The organism is Actinomadura sp. GC306 (genome assembly GCF_004348665.1).
Taxonomy (GTDB): Bacteria; Actinomycetota; Actinomycetes; order Streptosporangiales; family Streptosporangiaceae; genus Spirillospora.
In genome coordinates, this window is record NZ_SMKM01000098.1 from 1 (window position 1) to 21,433 (window position 21,433).

23 protein-coding genes are annotated in these 21,433 nt (G+C 69.4%); 12 read left to right on the forward strand and 11 right to left on the reverse strand.

Features of this window, described 5'->3' with window-relative positions:
- Nucleotides 1-761 (forward strand): alpha/beta fold hydrolase (locus E1200_RS15995; protein WP_131952816.1); only part of this gene is annotated, 761 nt, incomplete at its 5' end.
- Nucleotides 762-895: 134 nt separating this feature from the next.
- Here the strand turns inward: E1200_RS15995 and rpoB are convergent.
- Nucleotides 896-4,354 carry a DNA-directed RNA polymerase subunit beta gene (gene rpoB / locus E1200_RS16000; protein ID WP_131952817.1) on the reverse strand — a complete coding sequence of 1,153 codons (3,459 nt, stop codon included), beginning with the start codon at nt 4,352-4,354 and terminating at the stop codon, nt 896-898.
- A 413-nt stretch (nt 4,355-4,767) separates the two neighbouring features.
- Between rpoB and E1200_RS16005 the strand changes: the two genes are divergently transcribed.
- Nucleotides 4,768-5,106 (forward strand): TraR/DksA C4-type zinc finger protein, encoded by a 339-nt coding sequence (locus E1200_RS16005; RefSeq protein WP_131952818.1) that lies wholly within the window; start codon nt 4,768-4,770, stop codon nt 5,104-5,106.
- A gap of 461 nt (nt 5,107-5,567) precedes the next feature.
- On the opposite strand, the gene E1200_RS16010 is transcribed toward E1200_RS16005, so the two are convergent.
- Both E1200_RS16010 and E1200_RS16015 read right to left on the reverse strand, forming a co-directional pair.
- Nucleotides 5,568-5,771 carry a DUF397 domain-containing protein gene (locus tag E1200_RS16010; protein ID WP_347813222.1) on the reverse strand — a complete coding sequence of 68 codons (204 nt, stop codon included), beginning with the start codon at nt 5,769-5,771 and terminating at the stop codon, nt 5,568-5,570.
- Nucleotides 5,768-6,580 carry a helix-turn-helix transcriptional regulator gene (locus E1200_RS16015; RefSeq protein ID WP_131952819.1) on the reverse strand — a complete coding sequence of 271 codons (813 nt, stop codon included), beginning with the start codon at nt 6,578-6,580 and terminating at the stop codon, nt 5,768-5,770. The genes E1200_RS16010 and E1200_RS16015 overlap by 4 nt, the downstream gene beginning before the upstream one ends.
- A gap of 153 nt (nt 6,581-6,733) precedes the next feature.
- Here E1200_RS16015 and E1200_RS16020 point away from each other — a divergent pair, with 153 nt between their 5' ends.
- The 8 genes from E1200_RS16020 to E1200_RS16055 all read left to right on the forward strand — a co-directional run bounded on the left by E1200_RS16020 (nt 6,734) and on the right by E1200_RS16055 (nt 13,570).
- On the forward strand, nt 6,734-6,949 hold the full coding sequence (locus tag E1200_RS16020) for a hypothetical protein (RefSeq protein WP_131952820.1): 216 nt from the start codon (nt 6,734-6,736) through the stop codon (nt 6,947-6,949).
- A 926-nt stretch (nt 6,950-7,875) separates the two neighbouring features.
- Nucleotides 7,876-8,502 (forward strand): hypothetical protein, encoded by a 627-nt coding sequence (locus tag E1200_RS34830; RefSeq protein WP_243708599.1) that lies wholly within the window; start codon nt 7,876-7,878, stop codon nt 8,500-8,502.
- A 55-nt stretch (nt 8,503-8,557) separates the two neighbouring features.
- The gene (locus E1200_RS16030) at nt 8,558-9,136 is read left to right on the forward strand and encodes a hypothetical protein (protein WP_131952821.1); all 579 of its coding nucleotides are present in this window, start codon (nt 8,558-8,560) and stop codon (nt 9,134-9,136) included.
- A gap of 111 nt (nt 9,137-9,247) precedes the next feature.
- Nucleotides 9,248-10,150, forward strand: coding sequence for an alpha/beta fold hydrolase (locus E1200_RS16035; protein ID WP_131952822.1), 903 nt, complete (start codon nt 9,248-9,250; stop codon nt 10,148-10,150).
- Nucleotides 10,151-10,169: 19 nt separating this feature from the next.
- On the forward strand, nt 10,170-11,015 hold the full coding sequence (locus E1200_RS16040) for an ethyl tert-butyl ether degradation protein EthD (RefSeq protein ID WP_207933377.1): 846 nt from the start codon (nt 10,170-10,172) through the stop codon (nt 11,013-11,015).
- 84 nt (nt 11,016-11,099) lie between these two features.
- Nucleotides 11,100-11,480, forward strand: coding sequence for a VOC family protein (locus E1200_RS16045; RefSeq protein ID WP_131952824.1), 381 nt, complete (start codon nt 11,100-11,102; stop codon nt 11,478-11,480).
- Nucleotides 11,481-11,556: 76 nt separating this feature from the next.
- Entirely contained in the window at nt 11,557-12,921 is a 1,365-nt protein-coding gene (locus E1200_RS16050; RefSeq protein WP_243708600.1) for a potassium transporter TrkG, read from the forward strand.
- Nucleotides 12,914-13,570: a TrkA family potassium uptake protein gene (locus E1200_RS16055; RefSeq protein WP_279484449.1), complete on the forward strand. Its 657-nt coding sequence runs from the start codon at nt 12,914-12,916 to the stop codon at nt 13,568-13,570. The genes E1200_RS16050 and E1200_RS16055 overlap by 8 nt, the downstream gene beginning before the upstream one ends.
- A 26-nt stretch (nt 13,571-13,596) precedes the next feature.
- On the opposite strand, the gene E1200_RS16060 is transcribed toward E1200_RS16055, so the two are convergent.
- Nucleotides 13,597-14,739, reverse strand: a complete 1,143-nt coding sequence (locus tag E1200_RS16060) for an acyl-CoA dehydrogenase family protein (RefSeq protein ID WP_131952826.1) — start codon at nt 14,737-14,739, stop codon at nt 13,597-13,599.
- A gap of 77 nt (nt 14,740-14,816) precedes the next feature.
- Between E1200_RS16060 and E1200_RS16065 the strand changes: the two genes are divergently transcribed.
- Entirely contained in the window at nt 14,817-15,518 is a 702-nt protein-coding gene (locus E1200_RS16065) for a MerR family transcriptional regulator (RefSeq protein WP_131952827.1), read from the forward strand.
- A 97-nt stretch (nt 15,519-15,615) separates the two neighbouring features.
- Here E1200_RS16065 and E1200_RS16070 read toward each other — a convergent pair whose 3' ends face one another.
- The 7 genes from E1200_RS16070 to fdxA form a co-directional block, all read right to left on the reverse strand.
- A complete protein-coding gene (locus E1200_RS16070; RefSeq protein ID WP_131952828.1) occupies nt 15,616-17,247 on the reverse strand; it encodes a polyamine aminopropyltransferase in 1,632 nt (543 codons plus the stop codon).
- Nucleotides 17,248-17,291: 44 nt separating this feature from the next.
- Nucleotides 17,292-17,732 (reverse strand): DUF350 domain-containing protein, encoded by a 441-nt coding sequence (locus E1200_RS16075; protein ID WP_131952829.1) that lies wholly within the window; start codon nt 17,730-17,732, stop codon nt 17,292-17,294.
- Between the two features lie 14 nt (nt 17,733-17,746).
- The gene (locus tag E1200_RS16080; RefSeq protein WP_131952830.1) at nt 17,747-18,181 is read right to left on the reverse strand and encodes a DUF4247 domain-containing protein; all 435 of its coding nucleotides are present in this window, start codon (nt 18,179-18,181) and stop codon (nt 17,747-17,749) included.
- Nucleotides 18,178-18,693, reverse strand: coding sequence for a DUF2617 family protein (locus tag E1200_RS16085; protein ID WP_243708601.1), 516 nt, complete (start codon nt 18,691-18,693; stop codon nt 18,178-18,180). The genes E1200_RS16080 and E1200_RS16085 overlap by 4 nt, the downstream gene beginning before the upstream one ends.
- Nucleotides 18,686-19,306, reverse strand: a complete 621-nt coding sequence (locus E1200_RS16090) for a DUF4178 domain-containing protein (protein ID WP_243708602.1) — start codon at nt 19,304-19,306, stop codon at nt 18,686-18,688. The genes E1200_RS16085 and E1200_RS16090 overlap by 8 nt, the downstream gene beginning before the upstream one ends.
- Nucleotides 19,307-19,533: 227 nt before the next feature.
- Nucleotides 19,534-20,619, reverse strand: a complete 1,086-nt coding sequence (gene dapC / locus E1200_RS16095; protein WP_131952832.1) for a succinyldiaminopimelate transaminase — start codon at nt 20,617-20,619, stop codon at nt 19,534-19,536.
- Between the two features lie 153 nt (nt 20,620-20,772).
- Nucleotides 20,773-21,099: a ferredoxin gene (gene fdxA / locus E1200_RS16100; RefSeq protein WP_131882751.1), complete on the reverse strand. Its 327-nt coding sequence runs from the start codon at nt 21,097-21,099 to the stop codon at nt 20,773-20,775.
- Between the two features lie 111 nt (nt 21,100-21,210).
- Here fdxA and E1200_RS16105 point away from each other — a divergent pair.
- Nucleotides 21,211-21,433, forward strand: a 223-nt coding sequence (locus E1200_RS16105) for a hypothetical protein (protein ID WP_131952833.1), incomplete at its 3' end; no start/stop codon positions are given.

Below are 21,433 nucleotides of genomic sequence, written 5' to 3' on the forward strand. Positions count from 1 at the left end.
CCCCCGTCCCGGGCCTGCTTCCGCCCGGGGTCAACGACTGGTCGTGCCGCTCCGCGTCACGGCCGACCCCGCTGATCCTCGTCCACGGCACGTTCGCCAACGCCCTCGACAACTGGTTCGCCACGGTCCCGGCGCTGCGCCGGGCCGGGCACTGCGTCTACGCCTTCAACTACGGCGGCGCGCCGTACGGCTTCATCCAGGGCACCGGCGACATCACGATCTCCGCGCGGCAGCTCGCCGCGTTCGTCACCGAGGTGAAGTCCAAGACCGGCGCCGCCAAGGTCGACCTCGTCGGCCACTCCCAGGGCGGCATGATGCCGCGCTACTACCTGAAGAACCTCGGCGGCGCCGCCCACGTCCGCCACCTGGTCGGCATCGCCCCGTCCAACGGCGGGACGGACGTCCACGGCCTCACCGAGCTGGCCAAGCGGTTCGGCATCGTCGACATCGGCGGCTACGTCTGCTACTCCTGCTACCAGCAGGTGCGCGGCTCGGACTTCATCACCGCGCTCAACGCCGGCGGCCAGACCGAGCCCGGCGTCGAGTACACCACCATCGTCACCCGGTACGACGAGATCGTCACGCCGTACCAGTCCCAGTTCCTCACCGGCGACAACGTGAACAACATCCTGCTCCAGGACGTGTGCTCCCGCGCCATCAGCGAGCACGCCGTGATCGTCGCCAGCCCCGTCACGCACCAGCTCATCGCCAACGCGCTCGCACCGGCCGATCAGCAGAAGCCCGTCCGCTGCCTGTTCTGACCGCTCCACCCCGTCCGCGGACCCACCCCGTCCACGGATTCCGCCCTGGCCGCGCCCCCGGTGGCCAGGGCGGCCGCGGGCCGGTCTCCACCGGCGACGGCATGTCGCAGTTGGAGACCGGCTTCGGCCGAGACTCAGATGTCCTCGACGCTGCTCGGCTCACGCCGGGACAGGTCGATGCCGAGCTCCTCCGCAGCACGGAAGACGTCCTCGTCGGTGTCGCGCATCTCGATCGACATGCCGTCGCTGGAGAGCACCTCGACGTTGAGGCACAGCGACTGCATCTCCTTGATGAGCACCTTGAAGGACTCGGGAATGCCGGGCTCGGGGATGTTCTCGCCCTTGACGATGGCCTCGTACACCTTCACGCGGCCGAGGACGTCGTCGGACTTGATGGTCAGCAGCTCCTGCAGGGCGTAGGCGGCGCCGTACGCCTCCAGCGCCCACACCTCCATCTCACCGAACCGCTGCCCGCCGAACTGCGCCTTACCGCCGAGCGGCTGCTGGGTGATCATGGAGTACGGACCGGTCGACCGCGCGTGGATCTTGTCGTCGACCAGGTGATGCAGCTTCAGGATGTAGATGTAGCCGACCGAGATCGGGTCCTTGAAGGGCTCACCGGTGCGGCCGTCGAACAGCCTGGCCTTGCCGCCGGGCATCACCATCCGGTCGCCGTGCCGGTTGGGGTGGGTGCTCGCCAGCAGGCCGACGATCTCCTCTTCGCCGGCGCCGTCGAAGACCGGGGTGGCGACGTTGGTACGCGGTTCCGCGCGGCCGAAGCCGTTCTCCCGCAGCCGCTCGGCCCACTCCTCCTGGACGTCGCCGACGTCCCAGCCCTGGGCGGCGATCCACCCGAGATGCGTCTCCAGCACCTGGCCCACGTTCATGCGTCCGGGGACGCCGAGCGGGTTCAGGACGATGTCGACCGGGGTGCCGTCCTCCAGGAACGGCATGTCCTCGACCGGCAGCACCTTGGAGATCACGCCCTTGTTGCCGTGCCGGCCCGCGAGCTTGTCACCATCGGTGATCTTCCGCTTCTGCGCCACGTACACCCGGACCAGCTCGTTCACGCCGGGCGGGAGCTCGTCGCCCTCGTCGCGGGAGAACACCCGCACCCCGATGACCTTGCCCTGCTCGCCGTGCGGCACCTTCAGCGAGGTGTCGCGGACCTCGCGGGCCTTCTCACCGAAGATCGCCCGCAGCAGCCGCTCCTCCGGAGTCAGCTCGGTCTCACCCTTGGGGGTGACCTTGCCGACCAGGATGTCGCCGGGGACGACATCGGCGCCGATGCGGATGATCCCGCGCTCGTCCAGGTCGGCCAGGACCTCTTCGGAGACGTTCGGGATGTCCCGGGTGATCTCCTCAGGCCCCAGCTTGGTGTCACGGGCATCGACCTCGTGCTCCTCGATGTGAATCGAAGAGAGGACGTCGTCCTGCACCAGACGCTGCGACAGGATGATCGCGTCTTCGTAGTTGTGCCCCTCCCACGGCATGAACGCCACCAGAAGGTTCTTGCCCAGCGCCATCTCACCCTGGTCGGTGCACGGACCGTCGGCGATCACCTGCCCGACCTCGACCCGGGCGCCCTCTTCGACGATCGGGTTCTGGTTGTACGACGTCCCTTGGTTGGAGCGCTTGAACTTCGTTACGCGGTAGGTCGTCCGGGTCGCGTCGTCGTTCATGACGGTCACGTAGTCGGCCGACACCTCCTCGACGACACCGGCCTTCTCGGCCGTGATGACGTCGCCGGCATCAACCGCCGCCCGGTACTCCATGCCGGTACCGACCAGCGGCGCCTCACTGCGCAGCAGCGGCACCGCCTGGCGCTGCATGTTGGAGCCCATCAACGCGCGGTTGGCGTCGTCGTGCTCCAGGAACGGGATCATCGCGGTGGCGACCGAAGTCATCTGCCGCGCCGACACGTCCATGTACTGGACCTTGTCCGGCGTGACGAGCTCGACCTCGGCGCCCTTGATCCGGACCAGCACCGACTCCTCGGCGAACGAGCCGTCCTCGTTCATCAGCGAGTTGGCCTGCGCGATGACGTAGCGGTCCTCCTCGTCGGCGGTGAGATAGTCGATCTCGTCGGTCACCACACCGTTCTCGACCCTGCGATAGGGGGTCTCGACGAACCCGAACGGGTTGACCCGCCCGTACGCCGCGAGCGAGCCGATCAGGCCGATGTTGGGGCCTTCCGGCGTCTCGATCGGGCACATCCGGCCGTAGTGCGATGGGTGGACGTCGCGGACCTCCATGCCCGCCCGCTCGCGCGACAGACCACCGGGACCCAGCGCCGACAGCCGCCGCTTGTGCGTCAGTCCGTCCAGCGGGTTGCTCTGCTGCATGAACTGCGACAGCTGGCTGGTGCCGAAGAACTCCTTGATGGAGGCGACGACGGGCCGGATGTTGATCAGGGTCTGCGGCGTGATCGCCTCGACGTCCTGGGTCGTCATCCGCTCGCGAACAACGCGCTCCATGCGCGCCAGGCCGAGCCGCACCTGGTTCTGGATCAGCTCACCCACCGTGCGCAGGCGCCGGTTGCCGAAGTGGTCGATGTCGTCGACCTCGATCGGCACCGCAACCGCCCCCAGGGTCGCCTCCTCCTCACCGGCGTGCAGCCGCACCAGGTACTCGATCGTCGCGACGACGTCGTCCTCGGTCAGGGTGCCCTGGTTCATGTCCAGGTCCAGCCCGAGCTTCTTGTTGATCTTGTAGCGGCCGACCTTGGCGACGTCATACCGCTTCGGGTTGAAGTACAGGTTCTCCAGCAGCGTCTGCGCGGACTCGCGCGTCGGCGGCTCACCCGGACGCAGCTTGCGGTAGATGTCCAGCAAAGCATCATCTTGGCCGGAGGTGTGGTCCTTCTCCAGCGTGACATTGATCGACTCATACGAACCGAACCGCTCGCGGATGCGGGCCTCGTCCCAGCCGAGCGCCTTCAGCAGCACCGTCACCGGCTGCTTGCGCTTGCGGTCGATGCGCACACCCACGTTGTCGCGCTTGTCGACCTCGAACTCCAGCCAGGCACCCCGACCGGGAATCACGCGGCAGCCGTAGATGTCCTTGTCGGACGCCTTGTCCAGCGCCCGGTCGAAGTACACCCCCGGCGAGCGCACGAGCTGCGACACCACGACCCGCTCGGTGCCGTTGACGATGAAGGTGCCCTTCGACGTCATGAGCGGGAAGTCGCCCATGAACACCGTCTGGCTCTTGATCTCACCGGTGGTGTTGTTGATGAACTCCGCCGTGACGAACATCGGGGCGGAGTAGGTCATGTCCTTGTCCTTGCACTCCTCCACGGAGTACTTGGGCGGCTCGAACCGGTGGTCGCGGAACGACAGCGACATGGTTCCGGAGAAGTCCTCGATCGGACTGATCTCTTCGAAGATCTCCTCCAGCCCCGACTGCGTCGGGACGCTCTTACTTCCGGCCTTCTGGGCCGCCTCGACCCGGGCCTTCCACCTCTCATTGCCCAGCAGCCAGTCGAACGAGTTGGTCTGCAGAGCAAGGAGGTCCGGGACTTCGAGCGGCTCCTTGATGCGCGCGAAGGAGACGCGACGGGGAGCGGTGGAGGTGTTGTGCGACGCTGCCAACAAATGTCCTTCCGAGGGATCGCGGCGGACTGACGACACGCACGCCGGGCGGCATCACGACCATCCAGGAAGAACGGGATACCGAGGCAAGCGCGAAGGGGCAGCATAAGCCAACCGGCAGACAAATGTCCACCACACTACTGTGAGAGTCAACCTCAATCCCGCACACAGGATCGCACGCCATCCCGACACCCGTCAAGCCACCCACCCGAGAACCCGGGAGCGCGCTCCCAGCGGGAACCACACCACCGCACAGCATGCAGCAGCGTCAACGATGCCAAGCGCATCAAGCCGCCGTTCCCGCTGCGGCCCGTCGCCGCTGCCCGCCGAGGGCCTCAGCGTCCGGTCCGTGTGGTGAGGGGTGTCCTCGCCTGGTTCGGAATGGGGTGCGACGCGGGGACGTTGCAGGTGGGATGACCACGGCGGAAGAACGGCTGAGCGCGGACCGCGCCGACACGCTCAGTCTCATCGCGTCGCTCAGCGGCGACTGGGACAGCGTCGTCCAGGCGTCGGCGGACTCCAACGCGGACGACGAACACGACCCGGAGGGCGCCACCATCGCCTTCGAGCGCGCCCGGATCGACTCGTCTTTGAGCCGGGCCCGCGCGCACTTGGCCGAGATCGACGACGCATTGCGCCGCGTCCGCGAAGGGACGTACGGCACCTGCGAGCGGTGCGGCGGCCCGATCGCCCCGGGACGCATGGAGGCCCGCCCAACCGCCCGCACCTGCATAACCTGCGCCGCCACCTGACCGATCGCTTCGCGACGCGCTCGCCATCCGCCTCGTCCAAGGGCCCTTCCTTTGGACAGCGAGACCAGGCCGGTGAACGGGCTGCTGACCCGACCTGCGGCACTGCTCGCGGACCCCGGCCCCCCAGCCGCCGGATGGACGTGGCGCTGACGACGAGACCGACAACGTACACCGGGTCACCAAGCCGTTGACTTGCGGCGTGTTGTCAGGTTCGCCTCCGGCGCCCTGCTCAACACGTACGACGTGCACGATCGTTCCTGAGCGTCCGACCTGCGACGCGGGGCAGAATGCCTGTCTTCCTCCGGGTGGACGGAGGCAAGCACGCGCGCCGACTGATGTGCCGGACGCGCCGGCAGCGCCATGGCCCCATCATCACCGCCGCCCGGTGGGACGGAGGCAGGACGACGAGGGCCCCGCGCCGAACCGGCGTAAGACCCGGAGGTGCTGTGGCCAGACGTCGCCTACCGGTCGTACCGCCCGGCCCGGATGTCGCTCACCAAGGTCCCGAAGGCCGGACGCCCGAACGCCAACTTCGGCCCGTTCGGATCCGTCGAGTCCCGCACAGCAACGTCACCCTCCATGCCAGCCACCTCTACACAGGTGCCCCCCTCAGAGCCACTCTTGCTGCTCTTCCGCCATTGCAAAGACAAGTCCAACGCGCTCACGTGTCCTCCATGATCGTTCGGATCAAGTTTTCGGACGCTCTCGCAGGCAATGCGACAGTCCTGATCACGTCGAAGACTACGGTAAGTCTCCGGACATCGCGCGGATCTGTGAGGATCTGCCCGAAACCGCTCGCTCCATCCACGTAGGCGACATCCGCCGCCTGGTCGAAGCTAAGAAGCTGAAACCCGCTTTCCTGAAAGACGGGCGCATCGGTCGGAACAACCTGAACCGCAACGTTGGGGTACTCCATTACTTCGAGATACCTCTTACATTGCTCCACACGGAATTCCGACCTTATGTCCCGAATTACCGCTTCCCGGACAAGCAGGAACACCCAGGGCGGATCAGGCTTCCGAAGAATCGCCTGCCGTTCCATCCTGATCGCCACGAGCTCTTCCGTCTTATCCGCGCGAGTTCCAGAGCTGAAGACATGGCGGGCGTAGTCCTCGGTCTGCACCAGGCCGGTGACCAGCAACGGCTCATAGATATTGATCTGGTTGGCTTCTCTCTCCGCCTCGACGAGCGGCCGAACAGCGTTCGGGATGAGACCCTGCCTACGTGCCTCCGCGTGCTTCTCCAAGGTGCGGCGAAACATGCCACCCGCCTGGAAGTAGGTGTCGAGGTCATCCGCCAGCCCCTCCGAAGGTTGCTTCTCGAAAGTCTCGACCTTGGCAATCCACTGGGGAGTGCATCCCAGCGCGGCAGCCAGCCTGTTTCGGGACAGCCCAGCGGCTTCGCGCCGTGCCCGCAGTTCGTTGACGAACACTTGCTGGTACGCGGAAGGGACGGTTTCACGTGGGGGTGCCATCGGGTGTCTCCCGGGTGTCGGCCCGCAGGTTCGGGGGTGTCGGCTGCCGTATTCGGGTGCTCGTCGGGGGGTGAGCGGTTCGTAGCTCACAGTAACTCCGGCCTGGCAGGCTCGTCCCCGAAATGCCGAACCGATTCGCCAGGGACCCCGCTCGTGAACGATGAAGAACGCGAACGTCTACAGGAGCAGTACCCGAGCTGGCACATTCGCCGGCCACCGACGATGGAATGCCTCGTAGCCACTCGCCTCGGCCGCCCCCTCACGCACCGGGAGATCTATTACGGCCTATGCGCGACCCTCGTCGAGGACAGCTACGAACTGCTCAGTGAGGCCCTCGCCAACCAACGCAAGATCGAGGAATCCCTATGATCTTCACGCTTGCGATTACCGGCGCCACGCTCGCAGCCATCTTCGCCGCCTGGATGATGATCCTCTTCATCAGCATGGCCATGGCCGACTCCGGCTACGTCGGCAAACACCGCTGATCTCCCGGAGCGGCTGTCGCACCCGGCACCTGCGCCTCCCCCAGCGCGCAGGCTGCCTACCTTCCCCCCTGGGCCGGCAGCCGCTCCGGGTCACCAAGTCACGACACGCGCCGCGCAGCAATAACGTCCAACTCCCCCATAACCGCCGCCGCAATACCCACTCGCCGCCGCTCCTCCAGCAAACCGATCTACTTCTCCCGCGCCCCCCGCAACAGTTTCTTTAGCGCGCTGTGCAACGAACTCCTCTTGCGAATTTGGGCCAGGAGAAGAGATGAGGACGCTGCGAACGCTGAATCCGCGGCCCCGCTTCCGGCTGGAGGCAACGTCAAGCTCTCCTCGGCGGCGCTGCTGTGCGCCTTCACGCTTCCGTCCACCAAGACAACGCGTGCGCGCTGCTCCTGGGAGCCGACCGGAAGGTCCGGTCCGACGCCGACTTCGTCCTCTACAACCAGCCGGTCTCCCCAGGCGGCGCGGTCGAACTGGACACCGCGAACCACCAGATCCGCGTGGACCTCGCGCGGCTCGCGACCGACGTGGAGACCGTCCTGCTGGTGACGCACGGCCCGGCCGGCGCCGTCCGCCTGACGGTGACCGAACAGGACGGCCCCACCCACGCTGTATCGGCGGACGCCACGACGGAGACCGTGATGATCTGCGCCGAGGTCTACCGCCGCCAGGGCGCCTGGCGGCTGCGCGCGGTCGCCAGGGCTACGCGGACGGCCTCGACGGCCTGGCCCGGGACCAGGGCGTCGTCGTCGACTGACGCCGCAGCCCGCCGAGTCGTCGCAATCGTCTGGAATGATGCCCGGCGTGGACATTGCGGACGTCGAGACGACGGCAGGGCGGCTCGCCGCGGAGTTCGGCATCAGGCCGCCCAAGGTCACCGCCGGCTGGGTGCCGCGGGCGATGCGACTCGGCGTCCGCGCCAAGATATACGGCAGGCGACGAATGAGGCTGGTGATCGGCCCCGCGGCGGAGCGCCTCGAACCGGACGAACTGGACGGGGAACTGGCGGTCGCCATGGCCACCTACAGGCTCCGCCGAGGGTTCCTGGCCCGGCTGCTTCCGGGCTACGCGGCGGTCGTCGTCTTGAACCACATCCTCGTGGCGGTCATCGCGAAAGCTCCCGGCTGGGTGGCGCAAGCGACCGTGCTTGCGGGCCTACTCACCGTCCTGATCGTCACCTATCGAAATTTCGTCTACCGGGCGGATCGCAAGGTCGTGGACGTCCTCGGCGCGGGCCCCCTTCTCGCCGTGCTCGAAGCCGAGCGTCGGCACCCCTCCACCTGGATCTACCTCTGGGCCACGCCTCATGCGGACCGCCGCGCCGAACGCGCCGGGGTTCTGCCGCGCGTCGCCGAACACCCCGAAGAGCACGCCGACCTTCTCGACCTTCCGGCTGTGGCAGTACCGGCAACGTCCGCCCCTGAGGCTTAAAGCGGGTTGAGCGGAGTCGCAGGCGCGCGTCATCGGTGACTGGAATCATGTTCGGATGGATCTTCAGGACGTTGAGGCGGCGGCGGGCCCGCTCGCCGCTAGATTCGGCATCCGGCCTCCCACGGTCACCTCCGGCCGGGTACCGAAGTCGATCAAGCGCGGCGTTCGCGCGAAAGTCTGGTGGGGCAGCAGGCTCGGCCTGGTGATCGACCCGGCGGCGGAGCGCCTTGAGCAGGACGTACTGAAGGGCGAACTGGCGTCCATGATGGCCGCCTTCACGCTTCGGTGGACGTTCATCACACGGTTCGTCCTGGCTCTCGGAGCCGCCCTCATCTGTGAGTTCGCCATCATGACGCTGCTCGCGGACACCCCCGCCTGGGCGCAGGACCTCATCTTCTATGCGGGCACGGCCATCTGGGTCGGGCTGTTCATCGTGCTCTATCGGGACCTGATCTACCGCTCCGATCGCAAGGCCGTGGAAGTCGTGGGGGCGGGCCCCCTTCTCGCCGTCCTGGAGGCCGAGCGACAGCACCCTTCGAACAGCTGGTTCTACCTCTGGGCCCTGCCCAGCGCGGACCGCCGCGCCGAACGCATAACGCCCCCGGTGATCCCGTCGACGACCGACGCCCCCTGACGCCCGCCACGCTGCCTCAGACCTGGTGAGCCCCCACCGGCCCCGGTCGGCGGCGTCCAGGGCCCGCATCGGGACGTCCGCGATCCGCCTGGCGGCGTTAGCCTGCGGCGCATGGGACTCGGAGCGTTTCGCAGTGAGGGCGGACGTGGGCGGTACGTGCGCGCGTACGAGCGGGCCATGGGTGAGCTGCCGCCCGCCACATCACAGCGCGACGTGCCGACCGAGTTCGGGACGGTGCGGGTCTACGAGTGGAGTGCCGCGGGGGCGGCGTCGCCTCCCGTCCTGCTGCTGCCGGGCCGGAGTTCTGGCGTGCCCATGTGGGGCGAGAACCTGCCCGACCTCGTCCCGCATCGCCGGGTCATCGCCGTGGACGCGCTCGGGGACGCGGGCATGTCCGTGCAGAGCAAACCGCTTCGCTCCTTCACCGACCAGGCGGTGTGGGTCGATCAAGTGCTGGAGGCACTCGGCGTCGGACGCGTCCATTCCCTGGGCCATTCCTTCGGCGGCGCGACCGCCGCCGTGCACGCGCTTCATTTCCCCGAGCGCCTCGCCTCGCTGGCACTGCTGGAGCCCGCCTTCGTCCTCGCGTGGCCCCCTCCCGCCACCTTCTTCTGGGCCATGGTGGCGTCGCTTCCGACACCGCATTCCTGGCGAGACCGCGCGCTGGCCGCGCTGGGCGGCGTCGACGTGAGTGAGGTCCGCGTCCGCACCCCGATCTCGGAGATGATCACCTCGGCCACGGCCGAGTTCCGGGCGGCGCTGCCCACACCCAAGCCGCTCGGGACGAAAGAACTGGCCGCGCTGACGATGCCGGCCTATGTCGCGATCGCCGAGCGCAAGTCGGTGGCGGGTGGCTCCCGGGCCGCACGCCGGGCGCGGCACATTTCGGGGGTTCGCGTCGAGACCTGGCCCGGCACCACCCATTCGCTGCCCATGCAGGTTCGCGAGCCGCTCGCGGAACGGCTGGCGGCCTTCTGGCGGGACGCCGACCACGGCGATGGCGCCGCGCCCTGACCTAGCATCGCTTGATGTGGTGGACACGGCCGAACTGGAGAACGCCGCCGAACTGGCCTTGACGGCTTTCTGCTGGTGGCGGTCCGATCTCTCGCGGGACGTGTGCGAGACCTACTGGCGCGACGTCCACGGAATCATGTTCGCCCGCGCGCCGGGCCTGTGGCAGTACCGGCAACTGCGCCTCGCGGCCAACCGTCCCGACCTCTGGCCGGCGGTCCCGGGCGTCTCGTTCGACGTCCCGGACGAGGCACAGCCCCAGGGCATGCCGCACGGGCTCTTCCTGGCCGAAGCGGACCTGGCCGCGTTCGGCGGCCATCCGCTGCCGAGGGAGACCATTCCCAACGACGCGCACCACTTCATCGGCCGCATCGGCGAGCCCGCCGTACAAGGCCCTCCCCCGCTGCCGACCTTCGTGGTCTGCCTCGTCCCAGCGGACGGCGCTCCGGCCGAGGGGTTCCACCGTCATCTGATCGAACGCGTCGCACGGCCGTGGAGCGAGCACCCGGGGGTCATGCGCTTGCGCGTGGAGCCGCTTCCTCCCTACGGCGAGTCGGCGATGAGCTCGCCCGGGGTGCCGCTCGAATGGCCGGGCGACGAGACCTATCTGGGCTGGATCGAGTTGGCGCTGCGCGACGAGAGCGTGGTCGGCGACCTCCCGACCGGAGGGCTCACCGGGGTCAAGGCCGTGCACACCTATCCGGTCCGCGAGATCTACACGATCACCTTCGGGGAACGGCCGACCGAGGTCGGCCTGCGCGGCTATCCGGCCGTGCAGACGATCATCGCGGCGGGCGCCGGTGACCAGCGCGGCGAGGACGTCCTGCGCCGGATCTTCGGCGACGCGGCCCGCGGGCGGAGCGCCTGACACTGTTGACCTCAAGTTTGGTTGAGGGGGCACGCTCGTCGTTAGTGGGCCCGGAGCGGCCGGGTCGCAGGACGGGGAGGGCGCATGTCCATCCGGCTTGATCACATCATCGTCCCGGCGCGGGACAAGAAGATCTCCGCCGAGTTCCTCGCGCGGATTCTCGGGCTTGAGGCGGGGGCTCAAACCGGGCCGTTCATCCCGGTGACGACCGGCAACGGCGTCACGCTCGACTTCATGGACTCCGACGACTTCCGCTCCCAGCACTGCGCGTTCCTGGTGCCGGACGAGGAGTTCGACGCCATCCTCACCCGTATCAAGGAGTCCGGCGCACGCTACTACGCCCACCCGGACGGGTCCGGCCGCGGGCAGATCAACACGCGGGACGGCGGGCGCGGCGTCTACTTCACCGACCCCGGAGGGCACGCCATGGAGGTGCTCACCGTCCCCTACGGCGGCTGGAGCTAGCGGTTGCGAGAGCACGCACCCCGCACGGCGTTTGTGTGGTGGTATGTCCGGGGCGATTCCGGGGACCTGGGGGTGTGTGCTGGCACGGGGGAAGTCGTGGGGGACGGCTCTGCTGGAGCGGTTCCACCACCCGGCGCAGGTGGTCGTCACCGGGTTCCTGGTGACGATCCTGACGGGGACGGTGCTGCTGTCCCTGCCGGTCGCCACCACCGCGGGCGACGGGGCGTCGCCGGTCGAGGCGCTGTTCACCGCCACGTCCGCGGTGTGCGTGACGGGGCTGGTGGTCACCGACCTCGATGAGCGCTGGTCGATGTTCGGGGAGCTCGTCATCATGGCCCTGGTCCAGGTGGGCGGGCTGGGGCTGATGACGATCGCGACCCTGTTCGCGATCCTGCTGTCCGGGCGGCTGGGGCTGCGGGCGCGGCTCGCGGCGCAGGTGGAGACCAAGACGCTGCGGATGACCGACGTCCGGCGCGTCGTGCGGCGAGTGGTCGCCTTCAGCCTCGTGTCCGAGGCGGTGGTGGGGGTGGTCCTCACCGCGCGGCTGATCATCGGTTACGGGGAGGCCCCCAGCCGTGCCATCTACCTGGGGTTCTTCCACGCGGTGTCGGCGTTCAACAACGCCGGGTTCACGCTGTGGCCGGACGGACTGGTCCGGTTCGCGGCCGACCCGTGGATCATCCTGACGGTGTGCGTCGCGGTGATCGTCGGCGGGCTCGGCTTCCCGGTGGTGTTCGAGCTGGCGCGGAACTGGCGGCGGCCGCGCGGGTGGTCGATCCTGACGCGCGTCACCGTGGCCGCGACGGTCGTGCTGCTCGCGGGCGGGACGCTGGTGCTGTCGGCCGCCGAATGGAACAACCCGGGCACCCTGGGCGCGCTGCCCGAGGCCGACCGGCTGCCGGGCGGCTTCATGATGGCGGTCATGCCGCGCAGCGGCGGGCTCAACGCCGTGGACGTCGGCCGGATGCACACCGAGAGCTGGCTGGTCACCGACGTGCTGATGTTCATCGGCGGCGGCAGCGCCGGGACCGCCGGCGGCATCAAGGTCACCACGTTCGGGCTGCTGGCGTTCGTGCTGTGGGCGGAGATGCGCGGCGAGACGCACGTCAACGTGGGGCACCGGCGGCTGCCGGACGGCACGCAGCGGCAGGCGATCGCGATCGTGCTGCTCGGCATCGCCATGGTCACCGCCGGGACGTTCACGCTGCTCGCGATGACGTCCCATACGCTGGACCGCGTGCTGTTCGAGGTCGTCTCGGCGTTCGGGACCGTGGGCCTGTCCACCGGGATCACCGCCGAACTGCCGCCCGCGGCCAAGGTGGTGCTGATCGTGCTGATGTTCGTCGGCCGGATCGGCCCGCTCACCTTCGCCACCGCGCTCGCGCTGCGGGAGCGCACCCGCCGCTACGAACTCCCCGTCGAAAGGCCGATCGTTGGCTGAGAACCTTCCCGTCGTGGTGATCGGCATGGGCCGGTTCGGTTCCGCGCTGGCCCAGGAACTGGCCCGGCTCGGCACCGAGGTGCTCGCCATCGACAACCGCCCGAAGATCGTCCAGGCGCTGTCGGGACGGCTCACCCACGTGATCACCGCCGACGCCACCGACATCGACGCGCTCCGCGAGCTGGGCGTGGACGAGTTCTACCGGGCCGTCGTCGCCATCGGCGGCGACCTGGAGGCCAGCATCCTGGCGACCTCGCTGCTGGCTGAGCTGGAGATCGACGACATCTGGGCCAAGGCCGTCACCCGCCAGCACAAGACCATCCTGGAGCGGGTCGGCGCCCACCACATCGTGCTGCCCGAGCACGACATGGGCGAGCGCGTCGCCCACATGGTCAGCGGCCGGATGCTCGACTACATCGAGGTCGACGAGGACTTCGCGCTCGTCAAGACGCGCCCGCCCAGGGAGATCGTCGGCATCCCCCTGGGCGAGACGCGCCTGCGGACCAAGTACGGCGTGACGGTGGTGAGCGTGAAGTCGGTCGACGAGCCGTTCACCTACGCTACGGCCGACACCGTCCTGCAGTACGGGGACGTCATCCTGATCGCCGGCCCCATCGCCAAGGTCGAACGCCTCGCCGACCGCGCCTGAACACCTGCCCCCGGCCAGGGACGGGGTCAGACGCCGAGGGAGCGGCCGATGATCTCCTTCATGATCTCCGTGGTGCCGCCGAAGATCGTCTGGATGCGGACGTCCTGGTACGCCTTGGCGATCGGGTACTCGGTCATGTAGCCGTAGCCGCCGTGGAGCTGGACGCAGCGGTCGACCACCCGCTTGAGCAGCTCGGTGTTCCACCACTTGAGCATCGCCGCCTCGTCGGCGGTCAGCTCGCCCCGGCTCTCCTTGAGGATGCACTCGTCGGTGAAGGTGCGGCTGACGGTCAGCTCCGTCTTCATCTCCGCGAGGGTGAAGCGGTTGTACTGGAACTTGCCGATGGGGCGGCCGAACGCCTCGCGGGTCTTGCAGTACTCCAGGGTCTGCGCGAAGGCGTCCTCGGCGGCGGCCTGCGCGGTCGCGCCGATGGACAGGCGCTCGCGGGCGAGGTTCTGCATCAGGTAGATGAACCCCATGCCCTCCTCGCCGAGGAGGTTCTTCTTCGGCACGCGGACGTTGTCGAAGAACAGTTCCGCGGTGTCCTGCGCGTGCATCCCGACCTTGTCGAGGTTGCGGCCGCGCTCGAAGCCGTCCATGCCGCGCTCGACGACCAGGAGGCTGACGCCCTTCGCGCCGGCCGCCGGGTCGGTCTTGGCGACCACGATGACGAGGTCGGCGAGGATGCCGTTGGAGATGAACGTCTTGGAGCCGTTCAGGACGTAGTCGTCGCCGTCCTTGATCGCGGTGGTCTTGATGCCCTGCAGGTCGGAGCCGGCGGCGGGCTCGGTCATCGCGATCGCGGTGATGATCTCGCCGGAGCAGTAGCCGGGGAACCAGCGGGCCTTCTGCTCGTCGTTGCAGAGCTGCCGCAGGTAGCCGCCGTTGATGTCGTTGTGGACGGCGAAGCCCGGCCCGTGGATGCCGGCGCGGGCCAGCTCCTCGTTGAGGATCACGTAGTAGCGGTAGTCGGACTCGCCGCCGCCCCCGTACTCCTCCGGCATGTCGATGCCGAGCAGGCCGGCGCGGCCGGCCGCGAGCCACACCTCGCGCGAGACGATGCCGTCCTTCTCCCACTGCTCGTGGTGGGGGGCGGCCTCCTTCTCGATGAAGGACCGCACCATGTCGCGGAACGCCTCGTGCTCTTCGGTGTAGATATCCCGTCCCATCCGGCGGTCTCCCTCGGTAAGTGCTCGCTGATACAGAATTAATGTAACACTGGCACTGTCACATAAAGGGAGGCGGGATGGAACTGACCGTGGACGAACTGGCCTCCCGCGCCGGGGTCACCGTCCGGACCGTGCGGTTCTACGCCGGGCGCGGCCTGCTCCCGCCGCCTAAGCTGCGCGGCCGGACCGGCCTGTACGGCGCCGCGCACCTCGCGCGGCTGGAACTCGTCCGCGAGCTCCAGTCGCTCGGCCTCACCCTCGCCTCCATCGAGAAGCACCTGCAGAAGATCCCGCCCGACGCGCCCGCCGAGGACCTCGCGCTCCAGCGCGCCCTGCTGTCGCCGTGGGCGCCGGAACGCCCCGAGGACCTCGGCCGGCACGAGCTCGACCGGCGCGCGGGCCGGCACCTGGACGACGACCTGCTGAAACGGCTGGAGGCCCTCGGCGTCGTCGAGTTCGTCTCCGACGACGTCATCCGGGTCGTGTCGCCCGCGCTGCTCGGCATCAGCGCCGAACTCGCCGCGCTGCCGATGCCGCTGGACACGCTCATCGCCTCGCACGAGGCCGTCGACCGGCACACGACCGCCCTGGCCACCGAGCTGCAGCGCGTCTTCCAGGACACGGTCGTGCGGCCGTACCGGGAGGGCGGACGCGCGCCGCAGGAGCGGGAGCGGCTGATGGAGATGGCCGGGAAGCTGAAGCCGCTGATGATCCAGTCGCTCGTCACGTCGTTCCAGCGGGCCGTGGACAAGGCCATCCGGCAGTCGGTCCCCGACTGACGCAAAGGCCCACCGGCCTCGTTGACTTGCGGCGTGTTGTTGTTATGGAGCGCTCCATAACAACAACACGCCGCAAGTCAACGACAACTGCGGGGGGTTAGGCGTTCTTCCACTCCTGCTCCTGGTACTTCACCAGGTGCGGGTGGACTAGCGTGTTCGGCTCCACGTCCCTAGCCCGGCGGTCCTTGGGGAAGATCGTCGACGCCTGGAGGAGCTGCTCGTCCATGAAGCGGAGGTCGGGGACGTCTTGCGGGAGCCTGAGCGGCGGGGGCTCGTCGGTCGGCGCCGCCAGGACGTACCCCCAGTCGCCGAAGCTCGGCACGTCCACGTGGTACGGGACGGTCGCCAGCCCCGCCGCGGCGATCGACTTCTCGATGCTCCAGAACGACTTCGGGGCGAAGTACGGCGAACCCGACTGGACGACCATCCGGCCGCCGGGCGCCAGCACCCGCTTCACCATGCCGTAGAACTCGACCGAGTACAGCTTGGCGGTCGCGACGTCGTCGGGGTCGGGCATGTCCACGATGACCGTGTCGAACTCCTCGCGCAGGCCGCGCAGCCAGGTGAACGCGTCCGCCTCGACCGTCCTGGCGCGCGGGTCGTCGAACACGCGGCCGTTGAGGGACACGAGCGGCCCGTACTCGCGGGCCAGGCGCAGCATCTCCGGGTCGAGCTCGACCAGCGTCGCGCTCCGGACCGTGTCGTACTTCAGCACCTCGCGCAGCGCGAGGCCGTCCCCGCCGCCGAGGACGAGGACCCTGCCGTGCGGCCCGGACATGATCGGATGGACGAGCGACTCGTGGTACCGGTACTCGTCCACGGAGGAGAACTGCAGGTCGCCGTTGAGGAACAGCCGCAGGTCCGGACGGCCCGACAGCGCCACCTGCCGGGTAATGACGATCTCCTGGTACGGGGTCTGCCGGGACAGCACGATCGGATCCCGGTAGAGGACCTGCCGGGCCGACACCTCGAACCGGTCGGCCAGGACGTACGTCCCGCCGAGCACGGCCAGCACCGCCACCATCGTCGACCACAGCGCGACCTGGATCCCGCGGCCGACCTCCCGCCGGAACAGCCACAGCACCACCGCGATCCCCGCCACCACGTTGACCGCGCCGACCAGCAGCGCGCCGCGGATGTGCCCGAACACCGGCAGCAGCAGGAACGGGAACGCCAGCCCGCCGAGCAGCGCACCGACGTAGTCGGCCGCGAACAGGTCGGCGACCGCGGCGCCCGCCTCCTGCCGCCGGATCCGCTGCAGCAGCGTCATCAGCAGCGGCAGCTCCGCGCCGATCAGCGCCCCGACCAGGAACGCCACCACGATCAGGACCGGGTTGTACAGGCTCAGCCACGCGAACGCCGCGTACAGCGCCAGCACCGACAGCCCGCCGACCAGCGCCAGCAGCGCCTCCACGATCGCGAACGCCGCGACCGGCCAGCGCCGCAGCGGCTTGGCCAGCAGCGACCCGACGCCCATCGCGAAGACCATCACCGACAGCACGATGGACGCCTGGGTGACCGAGTTGCCCATCAGGTAGCTGCCGAGGGCCACCAGCGCCAGCTCGTACACCAGCCCGCAGGCCGCGCAGGTGAACACGGCCGCCAGCACCAGCGCCCGCGCGACCCGCGCCGGGATGCCGAGCGACACCGGGCGCTCCTCGACGGCTTCGCCCGGCTCCTCCCGCAGGGCCGTGTCCCCGGCCGTGTCCCCCGCCGTGTCCCCGGCCATCAGCCGCTTCCCCGCAGCGTCATCGCCCCCTCGTCAGCGGATGGTCAGGAGACCGCCCCGGCGACGATCGCGGCGAGGCCCAGGTCGGCGGCGGCGACGACCCAGCCGGCCGGATGGATCTTCGCGCCGCCGCCGCTCGCGTCGACGAGCGTCGCGCCGAGCTTGCCGGGCGTCGTCACGTCCAGGAGCAGGAACGCGATGGCCATCAGCACGATGCCGATGCCGCCGAACACCGCCGTGTCGATCAGGCCGGCGCCCAGGTCGTCGTCACTGGTGATGATCGCCGTGGTGACGATGATCCCGACGCTGAACAGCTTCACCGCGAGCAGCAGCGCGGCGCCCTTGTTGCCGTCGGTCCAGATCTGCTTGCCGAGCTTACCGGGGGTCAAAAGCTCCACGGCCAGGTAGCCGACCGCCATGAGGGCGATGCCGACCCCGCCGTAGGCGAAGGTCGCGCCGATCTCGTTGAGCATGTCGTCGTTCATCTACTTATCGCTCCTCATTTGCCCGAGCCCGGCCCGCCGCCGCGGAACGACGCCGCACCGCCGGAGGTCCATCCGTTGCTTCCCGGCCGCAGCCAGACCCCGCCGATGTGCGAGTGGTAGCGGTCGTAACCGCGCCGGGGGTTGTCGACGGTGATGCGGCTGCCCGCCCCGTCCGGCAGGACGCCGACGACCAGCTTGGGGTACTGCAGGAAGATCCCGCCCGCCGCGCCGCGGGTCGCGAGGTCGTCCACCCGGTTGATCGGCCGGTACTTGCCGCTGATCTCCGAGGCGACCGCCTGCGGCGCCTTCGGGGACCGGAACGTGTCGTGCCCGGCCCTGGTGTACTTGTCGGCGATCCACTCGCGGTTCGAGGTGCCGCAGGCCCCGAGGGCGGGGACGGCCAGCACCGCGGCGAGCACGCCGCCGAGCATCCTGTTTCTGCTGTTCACGATGGTTTCACCAGCCGGCTCCGCGTCATCACTATCTCCCGGGTCTGCGGGTAGGCGTGCCACGTCCGCCAGCCGAGCCCGATGTCGTCCGGTGCGGGGGTCTCCAGGGCGAGGGCGGTGACGGCGTGGCGTGAGCCGGGGAAGTCCCCGGTCAGCGCGTCACCGCGGTCGGCCAGCCGCGCGCAGACCGCCTCGACGGCGCGCTCGAACGCGATGCCGTCGCTGTGCGTGGCCGTCGTCGCGGCGAACTCGTAGGTCCAGCCGGGGAGGCTGGTGGCGGCGCGGCCCGGCAGCGGCTCGGCGGCGCCGGGCAGGCACGCCACCGTCTCGCTGAGCGGCCCGGCGATGACCTGGTGGGACGCGCCGAGCAGCCGCAGCTCCACGGTCAGGCCGGCGCGCTGCACGGGCAGGACGGCGAGCGCCGCCATGCGCGGCAGGCCGAGCGCGAAGGACAGCGCGTCGGCGCGGGCGTCCGCGTAGGGGGTGTCGAGGGTGGCCCGCAAATCAGGCACCGCCGCCCGGGTAGATGGTCAGCGACCCGGTCGGCACGCGCTCGCCGAGGCCCGCCTCCCAGCGCCCGCCGCCGTACTGCTCGAACGACAGGTACTTCCCGCGCGGGCCCTCGTAGTCGACGTACTCCACGCGTCCCTGGACGCCGAGGCCGGTCGTGCCCTCACTGGTGTAGTCGGCGGTGCCGTGCTCCTCGCGGCGGTACTCGACGCCGTCCACGACGACCGTCCGCGCGCTGGGGGTGAGGTCGCCGATCTCGTGCTCGGTCCACCAGACGACCTCCAGGTCGGGGTCCTCCTCGACGGAGATCCAGACCTTGGTGCCCTCGATGGTGTCGGCGTCGAGCAGGTGCTCGCTCCAGGTGAAGCCGCCCTCGCGCAGCCGCACCGAACCGCGCACGAAGTACCGGACGCCGAGGTACTCGACCATGTCGCCCGCCTTCAGCGTGCGCGGGTCGCCGGCCACCAGGTCACCGGGGGCGAACGGGTCGCGCGGGGCGGCCGGGGCGGCCGGCGGCGGGGCCGGCGAACGGCGGCGCCCGAGCAGGACGACGATCAACACGACCAAGGCGATCAGGATCAGTACGAGCAGGATCACTATCGCCGCTCCGCTCACGGACACCTCCATCTTTTCGTTCCCGTTCCTGCACGGACCCGCGGATACTACCGACTGCGGCCCGCCGTGCCCATACCGCGTCAGACGTAGCAAACAACCACCAGGTTTCATGCGAAAACCGAGCAATCGGCACAAAACCGAGGCCGGACCGGAACCGGCGGCCGTGGAACGGCCGGACGCCCCTAGAGGCACTCGACCTGGAGGCGCTCGGCCTGGAAGCGCTCGGCCTAGAGGCGCTCGACGGCGGCGGCGACGCGCTCGTCGGTGGCGGTGAACGCGATCCGGATGTGCCGGGCGCCCGCCGGGCCGTAGAACTCGCCGGGGCCGACGAGGATGCCGAGGGACGCCAGGTGGGCGACGGTGTCCCAGCACGGCTCGTCCCGCGTGGCCCACAGGTACAGCGACGCCTCGGAATGGTCGATGCGGAAGCCGTGCTTCTCGAACGCGGTGCGCAGGGCGGCGCGGCGGCGCGCGTACCGCTCCCGCTGCTCGTCCACGTGCGCGTCGTCGTCGAACGCGACCGCCATCGCCGCCTGCACCGGGCCGGGGACGATCATCCCGGCGTGCTTGCGGACCTCCAGCAGCCGCTTGACGAGCGCGAGGTCGCCGGTGACGAAACCGGCGCGGTAGCCGGCCATGTTGGAGCGCTTGGAGAGGGAGTTGACGGCGAGCAGCCCCTCGTGCGACCCGTCGCACACGTCCGGGTGCAGGATCGACACCGGCGGGCTCGCGTCCTCCCAGCCGAACTCCAGGTAGCACTCGTCGCTGACGACGATCGCGCCGCGGCCGCGCGCCCACGCCACGACCTTGCGCAGGTGCTCGGCGGGCAGCACCTTGCCCGTCGGGTTCGACGGCGAGTTCACCCAGACGATCTTCGGCCGGACCGGGCCGAGGGACAGCAGGCCGTCCGCCGCGACGGGCGTCGCCCCGGCCAGCCGGGCGCCCACGTCATAGGTCGGGTAGGCCAGCTCGGGGAACACGACCCGGTCGCCGGGGCCCGCGCCGAGCAGCGTCGGCAGCCAGGCCACCAGCTCCTTCGTGCCGATGACGGGGAGCACCGCGTCCGGGTCGGCGCCCGGCACGCCGGCGCGGCGCCGCAGCCAGCCCGCCGCCGCCTCGCGCAGCCGCGGCGTCCCGTAGGTCTGCGGATAGCCGGGCGCGTCGGCGGCACCGGCCAGCGCCGCCCGGATCGGCTCGGGGGTCGGGTCCACGGGCGTCCCGACCGACAGGTCGGCGATGCCGCCGGGGTGGGCGAGGGCCCGCTCCTTGTACGGCGCGAGCCGATCCCACGGGAAATCCGGCAGCGTGAACAACGTCCCACCCCTCAACCTGTGAACCACGGGCCACTCCAGAACCCGCGAGGCCGTGGCCCTCCCCCCGAAGGGGAGGCCACGGCCTGGAAAACGACGCAGGAGCCCCCTGGGGAGCGCGCCTCTCCGGACGCTCCCCCGGCGGCCGTCCGCCCGTCAGTCGTCGTGCTCCTGCGGGGGCAGCGCGGCGACGATCGGGTGATCCTTGTCGATCTTCCCGACCTTGGACGCACCGCCCGGCGACCCGAGGTCGTCGAAGAACTCCACGTTGGCCTTGTAGAAGTCCTTCCACTGCTCAGGCGTGTCGTCCTCGTAGTAGATCGCCTCAACCGGGCAAACCGGCTCGCACGCACCACAGTCGACGCACTCATCCGGGTGGATGTAGAGCATGCGCTTGCCCTCGTAGATGCAGTCGACCGGGCACTCCTCGATGCATGCCTTGTCGAGCAGATCCACGCAGGGCTGCGCGATGACGTAGGTCACGTCAGTGACTCCTCTCGGGTTTCCGGCCCCGCCGCACGTCACGGCTCACCGCAAGCTCGCTGTGAATAGTATGGCCACCACGGCGCCGTCGACTCGACACGGGGGTCCTCCATGTCAGGCCGCTTCGCCGCGCGGTTGGTGGTCTCCATCAGCAGCGCGGACGTGGGGCAGCGGATCTCGCTGCGCCGCCGCCTGCCAACGGGAGAGTACAGCGACGTCATCGGGGTGCTCGAATCCTGGTCCGGCGATACGCTCACCCTCCGCCGCCGCAACGGCGAACGCGTCGAAATCGACTCGAAGACGATGGTCGCGGCCAAGGTGGTCCCACTGACCC